Raw genomic sequence first — 10004 nt, forward strand, 5'->3', positions numbered from 1 at the left:
GGACGAATCCGCTCCGTCGACAAAGAACCGGCTGCGATCGCAGCGCCGGCCATCCAGAACGCTTCCCGATCAAGACTTTGCGGGACGGAGCACAGCATTCCCACAACATCTGTCCGCCATAGCCGCCAGCTTTACCAAGAAACGGCTTGCTTGTGGTCTGGATCACACTCGGCAGGCGGCCTAGGAGGCATAATTCCTGGGTGCTTCCGGAAAGAAACGCCCCACTACGACCGAGTAGCGCAAATATCCACAACCGACATCAAAGACCATTGAGAGGAGAAATGCCATGCTTCATAAAGATCACCTCACGGCGGAGCCCTGCGAGAATGATGCGTCCTCACGCGAGTCCGGACCGGTCCAGACGCGAATCCTGGCGCGTCAGCTTGCCCGGCCGCTCACCGCGGAAGAGATCGACGTTGTCGCCGGCGGCATGCGTGCGGCGGGCGGCACCTGCTCGGCCGGGACGTGCTGCGTACCCGACTGCGACGATTGACGCCATCTCCACGAAGTCACCTTGATCATAAACGGCGCACTCAGGCCGAGTTTGGCCAATTGTGATCAAAGCATTCGACCGGAACGCGTTCAATAAGGCCAAGGTCGGCGGTGGGTGGCTATGACCTTCCCACCGCCGACTGCTTTGATCCGGTCATGCGAATTTTTTGACGGTTGCGCCCACCAACCCATCGACATGCACCCATTATTGGAGCAGACGCAATGGCCGTCCTCATCCTCGGCTTCCCGCAAGACATTCACATTCACGCCGTGCGATGGGCGCTCGATCAGGTCGGTGTCGACCATCACGTTCTGTACACGCCGGACATGCCGGGGCGGTTGCGCGCCTCGGTCCACGTGTCCGCCGCTTCTCCCGCGACGGCGAGCTTCCGCAGCGGAACCGTCCATGGCGCGACGGGACGCTACGACACGGTCTGGTACCGGCGCAGCGGCGAGGCGATGCGGCCTCCCGGCATGGCCGATGCGGATTGGACCGTGGCCGCCCGCGAATGCGACCATCACGTCCGCTCGCTCCGGCGGTGTCTGGCCCCCGACGCCTGTTGGGTGAACGACCTGGATGCCCGCGAGCAGGCGCGTTTGAAGATGCCGCAGCTCATCGCGGCGCGGGCCTGCGGCCTGGCCATACCGGAGACCCTGCTGAGCAACGATCCCGAGGAGATCCGCCGGTTCTACGCCGAGCACCGCCCCCATGGCGTCATCTTCAAGCTCAACGTCCAGACCTATTGGGCGGGACCGGGTGGGGCCAGTCACGTGCTCTTCACCACGGCGCTGCGCGATGAGGATCTCATCGACGACGAGGCGCTGTCGCGGTGTCCCGCGATCTACCAGCGCAAGATCGAGAAGGCGTATGAGCTGCGCGTGACCTGTATGGACGAGCGATGCTACACGGTCCGGCTCGACTCCCAATCCCGTGACATCACGCGCATGGATTGGCGCGCCGATCTGCGCGCCCCCTTGCCGCCGCGTCTGCACGCGCTGCCGCCGCACGTCGAGGAACGCTGCATCATGCTGATGCGCAAGCTTGGCCTCGCGTTCGGCTGCATCGACATGATCGTCACGCCGCAGGGCGAACACGTCTTCCTCGAAGTCAACGAGATGGGCCAGTTCCTGTGGGTCGAGCAGGACGAGCCGGGTTGTCCGATGCTGCGTGCCTTCGCGTCTCTGCTCATCGAGCGTCGGCTGGACCGCTCCTCCCGATTGGTCGGCAGCGACCGCATTTCCTTTGACGAGTTTCTCAAGTCGGGAACGTGGGAACGTGCCCGCGCCGACGACGACGCGCACCATGTTCGCTATGACGCGCTGCGGGCGGTCAGTGAGCTATGACCCGTGCGAGCACACCTGCCGAATGGACGGCCGGTGAATGGACGGCCGGTGAATGGACGGTCGATGCGCGGCGGCGCTGGCGCGCAACGGCAGGAACACCCGCATGCTCAGCGTCAGGAGGATCACGGCCATAGAGGCGGACAGCAGGATGCCCACGACCGCCACCATTTCAGGACCAAACACATCGGGCATAGCGCGCTCCATCGGTTCGACCCCGGCATGGTGCGCCGTTGTGGGGTGGAGCACATTGACGCGCGTCAATTCTGTTGTTGCAAAATCCGAAGCGCCGCCGGGCTGTCATCGGGGTGCGGGATCGGTCGTGTCGAACGTCACCCCGACCTTGCCGACATGCCCACCCTGCGGCAGGCGGCGGATGGCTTCCGCAACCTCCTGGAACGGGTAGAGCTTTTCGTCCACGACCGGGCGCATCCTGTGCAGGTCGATCGCCCGCAGCATGTCTTCGAACAGGTCGCGGCTGCCCACGGTCACGCCCTGAAGGCGGATGTTCTGCGTCACCACATGCCCCAGGCCGAACTCGGCCGCCGCACCGCCAAGGACGCCGATCAGGCTGATGGTGCCGCCGCCGCGCACGGCGCGCACGGACTGCGCCAGCGTGCCGGCGCCACCCACCTCCACCACATGGTCCGCACCGACGCCGTCGGTCAGCCGGCGGACCGTCCGCCCCCACTCCGGCTCCGCCCGGTAGTTGACGAGATGATCGGCGCCGAGCGTCCTGGCCCGTTCCAGCTTGGCGTCACTGGAGGACAGGGCGATCACCCGCGCCCCCTGCATCTTGGCGAATTGCAGGGCGAACAGCGAGACTCCGCCGGTTCCCTGCACCACCACCACGTCGCCGGCCTTCACCGGGTTCTGCGCGACCACGGCGCTCCAGGCCGTCACCCCCGCGCAGGGCAGCGCCGCCGCTTCCAGGTCGGTCAGGAAGCCGGGCACGCGCACCGCGGCGTCCTGCTCCACCGCCATGAACTCCTGCATCACGCCGTCGCGCGGGCCGCCGAGCTGCGACCGCCACCAGCCGTCCCGGAACGGCCCGCTGACCCAGTCCTGGAAGAAGGTCGGGCAGGCGCGGTCGCCGACCTTGAAGCGTGTCACCGCGGCGCCGACCGCCACCACCTCCCCGACCCCGTCGGACACCGGGACCAGCGGCAGTTCCCCGCTGCGGCCGCCATAGCCGCGCCGGACCAGGACGTGGTCGCGGTAGTTCAGCGTCGCCGCCTTCATGCGGAGCAGAATCTGCGTCGGTCCCGGCGCGGGCTCCGGACGCTGCGCTTCGACGATGTGGTCAACCGACCAGTCGTCGCGGATTTCCATGACACGCATCGTTGCCCCTCCGTTCGGACCTTCGCCCCGCAACCCGTGGCCAGCAAGATATGGGCGGCGGCCCCGCGATCCCAACCGCATGATTCCGCCACCGAGGCGCCGTGTCTCAAATCTGCCTCTTGCTGGATCACAGGTTTCCGGGCCTCTTGTCGAAAGGAAACCGCCGGGGACAAGCCCCGAAGCGGCATCTGCGCACAGCAGATGGAGGACAGGTAACGAGCATCACGAGGATGTCATGCCCCGGAGCACACACAGCATTGCCGCGCTCATTGCCCTCATGGCGCTGGCGACTGCGTGCACCGATGTGAAGGAGAGCCTTCCATCCCGCACTGCTACGGAACAACTTCTCATCGCGAGCGCGGCCGACAGCGCGGCCAACCGCCTGAAACTCGACCTTCCCAACCAGCGGAAGGCCTTCGTCGACTCCAGCAACTTCGAGGGCACCGACGCGAAATACGCGGCGAGCGCCATCAAGGAGTCGCTCCTCCGCCAGGGAGTCCGCCTGACCGACGACAAGGGCGACGCCGACACGATCATCGAGATCAGGCTTGGCGCGCTGTCGGTGGACCAGAGCAAGACGGTGCTCGGGATTCCCTCCATCACCCTTCCCGGCACGATCACGCTGCCGGAGGCCTCGGTCTACAGTTCGACCGAGAACCAGGCGGTGGCGAAATTCTCCGCCTTCGCCTACGACCGCAAGTCCGGCGAGATGGTCGCGGCGTCCGAACCGGCCTATGGGCTGTCCGGGGAGCAGAGCTACCGGGCGATGTCCCTGTTCTCCTGGCGCACGTCCCCGCAATACGCGGAAGATCCGAAGTAAACCCAGCGCTCTGCTGGCGCTGCTGTTCCGGCCGCACCGGCCGGGGGGAACAAAGCGGACGAGAACATGAACCGTCCCGGCGGGCCGCCCCTGCTCCGTGGTCCGTACCGCGGGGACGGAGGGGTTCCCGTTTCCCGAACAGTCGGGTTCGCCCAGGATGAAGGACGGACCCGATGACGGGGAACTTTAAAGCTGCAGAACGGTGGTCGCCGTCCATGCCGCAGCCGGGAGCACATCCGGAGCAAGACCCAAGGCCGCTGAACAAGCCAGCGCGTGGCGCAGGCGCGGCTCCGCGACCTCGTCGCACTCGACGCCGAATTCCTCCTCCCAAAGCGCCAGGCTGTAGAGGCGCCATTGGCTGCGACGGTCGAGGCGGCCGTACCGGTCCGCCAAGCTCCTGCGGCTGCAGAAGCGCGCCAGCAGCGGCGAGCGCAGCACCGTGCCGGCCATCACCTCGGCGTGCCGCGACAGCCAGAGGGATTCCGGCGCCGCGAAGGCGATCTTGTTGCGCCGCCAGGCGATGTCGGCGGGCAAGACGTCGTCCATGGCCTTGCGCAGCACCCACTTGGTCCAGCCGTTCCTCATCTTGAGCCCGGGGTCGAGCGCGATGCCGCGCTCGACCAGCCGGTGATCGAGAAACGGCAAGCGGGTCTCGATGCCGAACGCCATCGCGTTCTTGTCCTCATAGCGCAGCAGCGCCGGCAGCCCCGTCTGGGTGACTTCCAGCACCTGCAGCGCGCGCAGGTCGAAACAGCCCCGTGCCAGCCGCCGCATCCAGTCGGGCATCGCCGGGCGAGCGGTCAGATGGCGGGCGCGCAGCAGGTACTGGCCGTAGCGCGCCAACGGCATGAGGTCGCGCGCCACGAGCCCCGCCAGGTGAAGCGGCCCGACGCGCGCGTTGTTGCGGGTCACCTGCTTCATCCAGGCAAGCGTCTGGAGCATGCCTTGCCGCTGCCACAGCGCCATGGCGCAGGCCGCGTAGTAGCGGTGGTAGCCGAGCAGGCTCTCGTCCGCCCCCTGCCCATCCAGCAGCACCACCATGCCCGCGCGCCGCGCCGCCTGCATGACCGCCGCCTGCATGCAGATGGACGGCGACGGAAACGGCTCCTCCTGGTGGCGGACGACGAGGGGCAGCAGTTCCGTGAGATCCTCGTAGGTCGGCTTCGTCTTGACCCAATCGAGCCCGCCGGCCCGCACCACCTCCGCGGCGTACGTCTCTTCGCTGTTGGATTCATCCTCGCTGATGGCGGTGATCGCGCCGAATGGCGACGCGCTGGCCGCGTGGTGCATCCGCGCGGCCAGCAGCGACACGCTGGAACTGTCTAGCCCGCCGCTCAGGCAGGTGCCGACGCGGACATCGGACCGCAGGCGCAGCCGGACCGCTTCCTCGAACAGCCGGCGGAAGCCCTCGACCGACTCGTCGTCCGTCGACCCGGCCACGCGCTGCGCAAGGTCGTAGTAGCAGCGCATCGACAGGGCGTCGGTCTTCAGGTCATAGGTCAGGCAATGCGCCGGCAGCAGGCTGTGCACGCCGTCGAAGAAGGTGTCCGCCGACTGCACCAGCGTACCGGTCAACAGGAACTCCGAAACGATGGGCGCGTTGGCCCGGACCGCGCCGAGGAACGGCAGCAACTGGCGGATCTCCGAGCCGAAGGCGAAAGCGTCCTCGGTCCGCACGTAATAGAAGGGCTTCTCGCCGAAACGGTCACGGGCCGCGAACACGATGTCGCGCTGGCGGTCATGAATGGCGAAGGACCACATGCCGTTGAGCCGCGACAGGCATTCGGTTCCCCACTCCGCATAGGCCGCGAGCAGCACCTCGGTGTCCGTGCGGGAGCGGAAGCGGTGGCCAAGCGCCTCCAGTTCGGCGCGCAGCTCGAGGAAGTTGTAGATCTCGCCGTTGAAGGTGATCAGGCGGCATCCGTCGGCAGACGCCATCGGCTGATGGCCGGCCGCGGACAGGTCGAGGATGGCCAGCCGGCGGTGGCCGAGCGCCACCCGGCCGTCGACGTGGTGGCCTTCTCCGTCGGGGCCGCGATGGCGGACCGCGTCGGTCATGGCGCGGATGCGCGTCCTCAGGTCGAGCTTACCGTTCCGGGCGACAATGCCTGCAATTCCGCACATACCGTGATCCTCCCGAATGGGCGGAACCGTCCGGAACAGGCCGGAGCAGGAAACCGCTGACCGTCGTTACGGCCTTTTTCTGCCATTCAACCATAGCCTCAAGAACCTCCCGATACGTGCGGAAGCACTGACACCGAAGTCGAAGAGTTTTGTTCTCCTTTGCGGCCATATCTGAAGGGCCGTCGCGCTCGGGGTAATCTCCCGCCATTGGTGTTGATCCGCCGGCGGGTCCGGTCACGCTGGGATGCAAAGAGCATTCAGCAGAAGAGGAACCTTCAAGCGTAGAGGACAGGCTGAGCGCCTGGGACAAAGAACCGGGCAGGCATGAAGCGAATCGGGGTCGGTTTCGGTCTGCCCGGCGGGACGGAGAGCCGGGTCACGGGCGGCTGGGGCGGCGTCGACATCGTGACGAGGCCGCGGCCGAAGGCATGCAACAACGCGCTGCCTCCGGCCGCTGCGTCGACGACGACGTTGCGTCAACCGAAGGTTAGTTGCAATTCACCTTCGCTGATCTCTGCTCCGTAGACACCATCGCTCATTGGATAAATTTGGTCCTGTGCGACGTTCAGCTCCTGAACCATCTGGTCGTAGGCGGCAGAGACTCTGTTGTCCGGATTGGTCCAGAGGGCGATCTGCCCAATGATCTTTATTTGCTCCGCCCCTGGGAACAGGGCGACGACCTGCTCAACCGCCTGGGCATCGAACAGGTCTTGGTTCTGATCGGAAATGGACAGGTGCACCCCACGGGCCTCGCCGTTGACGACGCCGAGAACGCCGATGCAGGAGGTGAACTGCGTAAACTGGATCCGTTGGGCAGTGCCGTATTCACGCTCGGAAATCGCCATTACGGCGTTCGTGGCTTGGATCGTATAGGGCATCTTAAGCTTCCTAATTTGTTTTGGCTCAGAATTATAGAGTCATCTGCGTCCGTCTGCAAGCTTATTCAAAATACAATAATACAATAGTATGCAATGAACAGCGGTTTTACAAGCCGTCTCATCACCAAAGATACATGGTCTCTTAATGAAAAGTCAATCCGCATTATTGTATGGTTCCAGAATATGCCAAAGATATCGGAAATTTTGTCATGTTATCTGGTCTTAATGCGCCTTTATGCTTGATATGACGGCGCATAGTATGATGCAACGAATTTAAACAGTCCTCATGTTCCGGGAAATACTAGACATACACTTGGTTCTGACGGTTGGTTCACTCACGATATCTGAAACTTCAACCACAAGACGGGCTGCCTGCAATGGTCGTTGTTTCTCGAACGAAATCCCCAGCCACGAGCATGCGTCTTCCACATTCTCCTAAACAGTTATATATCTAAAGGATATACCCGTAGGGAGAAGACATGCTCAAGCCCGTTCAGCCCAGCCGCCGCACGTTCCTGGTCGGTGCCGGCCGGTTTGCCGCCGCCTCGGCGCTCGCCAGCGTCGTGCCGTTCCCCGCCGCTGCCGAGGCCACCGGCCATCGCGTCGAAGCTTCGGCGCTGAAGGATTTGGCCAAGGCGGTGCAGGGCGGCGTCGTGCTGCCCGACGACCCGTTCTTCGGCGATTACGCCCGGCCGAACAACCTGCGTTTCCGTACGCTGCCCACCGCGATCGCGCGCTGCGCCAGCGATCAGGACGTGCAGGCCTGCGTCGCCTGGGTGAGGAAGCACGGCGCCCGCTTCGCCGTGCGCAGCGGCGGGCACAACTACGCCGGCTTTTCCACCACCCCCGGCCTGCTGATCGACATGACGCCCATGAGCAGCATCGCCGCCCTGCCCGGCGGGGACGGGCTGGTGAAGGTCGGCGGTGGCGCCCTCAACGGCATGGTCTATCAGGCGCTGGAACGGCTGAACCGGACCATCACCCACGGGCGCTGCACCACGGTGGGCGCGGCGGGCTTCCTGCTGGGCGGCGGCATCGGCTTCAACATGCGCATGTACGGCATGGGATCGGACTTGCTGCAGGCCACGAGCATCGTCACGGCGGACGGCGCGCTGCACGCCGACATCCAGGACGGCGGCGCCGACCGCGACCTGTTCTGGGCCTGCCGCGGCGGCGCCGGCGGGAATTTCGGCATCAACACGTCCTTCACCCTGCGCACCTTCCCGGTGGAGACGGTCACATTCTTCGACATCACCTGGACCACGGACGTGGACGAGGTGCTGTACACCCTGCTGACACGCCTTGCCGAGGCGCCGCCGGAATTCGGCAGCAAGATCAGCGTCACCAAGCCGCCGCGCGGCAGCGTCGGCCAGACCCTCACCATCTCCCTCCTTGGACAGCTGCACAAATGCAGCACCACGGTGGAGGCCATCATCGGTCCCGTGCTGGAGAAGGCGTCGAAGAAGACGATCAGCCCGGACATGCCGTACTGGCCGGCGCAGGATCTGCTGAGCGAGTTCACCTACCCGTACTTCTATCAGGAGAAGTCCTCCTATATGAAGGCGGCGGCCATCACGCCGGACGCCGTCGCCAACATGGTCCGGCTTGCCCGCCGCATGCCGGGCACCAGCATGGCCAATGCCTTCAAGTTCTTCCAGGTGGGCGGGCAGGTGAACGCCACACCGGCCGACGCCACCGCCTACGTCCACCGCGGCTACGACTGGCTGTTCTCGTCCGAAGTGAACTGGTGGGATCGCAAGGATCCCAGGACGCTGGTGGACGAGAACCTGGCGTGGCAGGAACGGTTCTACGCCGACGTCAACAAGGCCACCAAGGCGGTGGGCGCTTTCCAGAACTTCCCCGACCCCTCCCTGAAGGACTGGTCCACCGCCTATTACGGCGGCAACTACGCCAAGCTGCGGCGGGTGAAGACCGCCTACGACAAGACCGACCTGTTCACCTACCGGCAGGGCATCAAGCCCCTGTAAGCAAACCGGGAAGCGATCCGGGCACAGGAGCCGCTCTGCTGCTGTGCCCGCCGGCCCTGCGAGCGCGACCATGCGAGCGCAACGTCTTGACGACGATGCGCTTGCGGCGGCTCCCCCTCCGTTCGGTTCCGGCCCCTCGCGTGGCGGCCCGACGCGCCCTGCCGGCTGCGCCGCCTCCGCCGTCAATCATCCGACCACACCAGCGCCCGAAGAGTGTCCAGCCACGGCGTCAGGCGCCTCGGCTGACGTCCCCGCACGACCGCTTCTGCTGAGCAAGGCGGCGCCTGTGGGCGCGCATTTCTCCCCAGCCCGGCGCGCCCGCGTGTGCGCGGCAAAGTATTTGAGACACAGGCGACGGAACTGCATCCAAAACGCAGTTATCGCTGTGCTTTAATTGCTCTAGAATATTTTCTCGTGATTGGTGAAATGCCGACACGATGCAAAGTATTTTGCACTTTTTCTCACCCACTTACAAATTCCATTCTGGAGAACATCATGTCGACCACGCAGAACGTTGTGCAAGTGAGCGCCGTGTTCAACGTCAACAACACCGCCTACAACACCAGCATGAACATCCCGACGACGTCGCCGAGCGCGTCGAATCCGTTCCTCTTCACCATCACGTCCGAGCCGACCGGCAGCGCTTCCTCGACCACCTCCACGACGTCCACCCCCGCGACGCCCACGAACATCCTGACGGTCGCCGTGGGCGGTTCCGGTCTGGTCTATGTCTCGGTGGAGCCGCCGAACGATCTGATCACCAACGCCTTCGGCAGCGATGTCGTCCAGAACCTGAGCGTCGCCCTGGCGGAAGGCACCTACGACGCCACGAGCAACAGCTTCTCGAGCAGCAGCGCCTCGACCTAAGCCGGCTGCGGCGCCCCGGCTTGACGATCTCGCCGGGGCGTCCGCCGACAATCATGCCGCGGTATTTGAAACCACCCGCCAAAAGAGCCTGTCCATGCAGATCGGTATCAGCGGAACCCTAGCGTTTTTTGAAGTATTCAGCAAACAGCTCAA

Annotated in this window: 9 protein-coding genes; 5 read left to right on the forward strand and 4 right to left on the reverse strand. The window is 64.8% G+C overall.

The annotated features are described in order from the left end of the window. The first annotated feature begins 286 nt into the window (after nucleotides 1-286). Both J2851_RS23725 and J2851_RS23730 read left to right on the forward strand, forming a co-directional pair. Nucleotides 287-493, forward strand: coding sequence for a hypothetical protein (locus J2851_RS23725; RefSeq protein ID WP_209769350.1), 207 nt, complete (start codon nucleotides 287-289; stop codon nucleotides 491-493). A 221-nt stretch (nucleotides 494-714) separates the two neighbouring features. Continuing rightward, entirely contained in the window at nucleotides 715-1836 is a 1122-nt protein-coding gene (locus J2851_RS23730) for an MvdC/MvdD family ATP grasp protein (protein ID WP_209769352.1), read from the forward strand. Here the strand turns inward: J2851_RS23730 and J2851_RS23735 are convergent. Together J2851_RS23735 and J2851_RS23740 are read right to left on the reverse strand one after the other, a co-directional pair. After that, complete coding sequence (locus J2851_RS23735; RefSeq protein ID WP_209769354.1) at nucleotides 1831-2028, reverse strand: hypothetical protein; 198 nt, start codon at nucleotides 2026-2028, stop codon at nucleotides 1831-1833. The two genes, J2851_RS23730 and J2851_RS23735, sit on opposite strands and share 6 nt — an antisense overlap. A gap of 105 nt (nucleotides 2029-2133) precedes the next feature. Beyond that, nucleotides 2134-3174 (reverse strand): zinc-dependent alcohol dehydrogenase family protein, encoded by a 1041-nt coding sequence (locus J2851_RS23740; RefSeq protein WP_209769356.1) that lies wholly within the window; start codon nucleotides 3172-3174, stop codon nucleotides 2134-2136. 235 nt (nucleotides 3175-3409) lie between these two features. On the opposite strand from J2851_RS23740, the gene J2851_RS23745 reads away from it, so the two are divergent. Beyond that, on the forward strand, nucleotides 3410-3994 hold the full coding sequence (locus tag J2851_RS23745; RefSeq protein WP_209769358.1) for a DUF6655 family protein: 585 nt from the start codon (nucleotides 3410-3412) through the stop codon (nucleotides 3992-3994). 186 nt (nucleotides 3995-4180) lie between these two features. Here the strand turns inward: J2851_RS23745 and asnB are convergent, their stop codons facing one another. Next, nucleotides 4181-6118: an asparagine synthase (glutamine-hydrolyzing) gene (asnB, locus tag J2851_RS23750; protein ID WP_209769360.1), complete on the reverse strand. Its 1938-nt coding sequence runs from the start codon at nucleotides 6116-6118 to the stop codon at nucleotides 4181-4183. Between the two features lie 476 nt (nucleotides 6119-6594). Next, the gene (locus tag J2851_RS23755) at nucleotides 6595-6996 is read right to left on the reverse strand and encodes a hypothetical protein (protein ID WP_209769362.1); all 402 of its coding nucleotides are present in this window, start codon (nucleotides 6994-6996) and stop codon (nucleotides 6595-6597) included. Between the two features lie 479 nt (nucleotides 6997-7475). On the opposite strand from J2851_RS23755, the gene J2851_RS23760 reads away from it, so the two are divergent. Together J2851_RS23760 and J2851_RS23765 are read left to right on the forward strand one after the other, a co-directional pair. Further along, complete coding sequence (locus J2851_RS23760) at nucleotides 7476-8984, forward strand: FAD-binding oxidoreductase (protein WP_209769363.1); 1509 nt, start codon at nucleotides 7476-7478, stop codon at nucleotides 8982-8984. 495 nt (nucleotides 8985-9479) lie between these two features. Then, nucleotides 9480-9851, forward strand: coding sequence for a hypothetical protein (locus J2851_RS23765; RefSeq protein ID WP_209769364.1), 372 nt, complete (start codon nucleotides 9480-9482; stop codon nucleotides 9849-9851). Nucleotides 9852-10004: the final 153 nt, after the last annotated feature.

The organism is Azospirillum rugosum, assembly GCF_017876155.1.
GTDB classification, from domain to species: domain Bacteria; phylum Pseudomonadota; class Alphaproteobacteria; order Azospirillales; family Azospirillaceae; genus Azospirillum; species Azospirillum rugosum.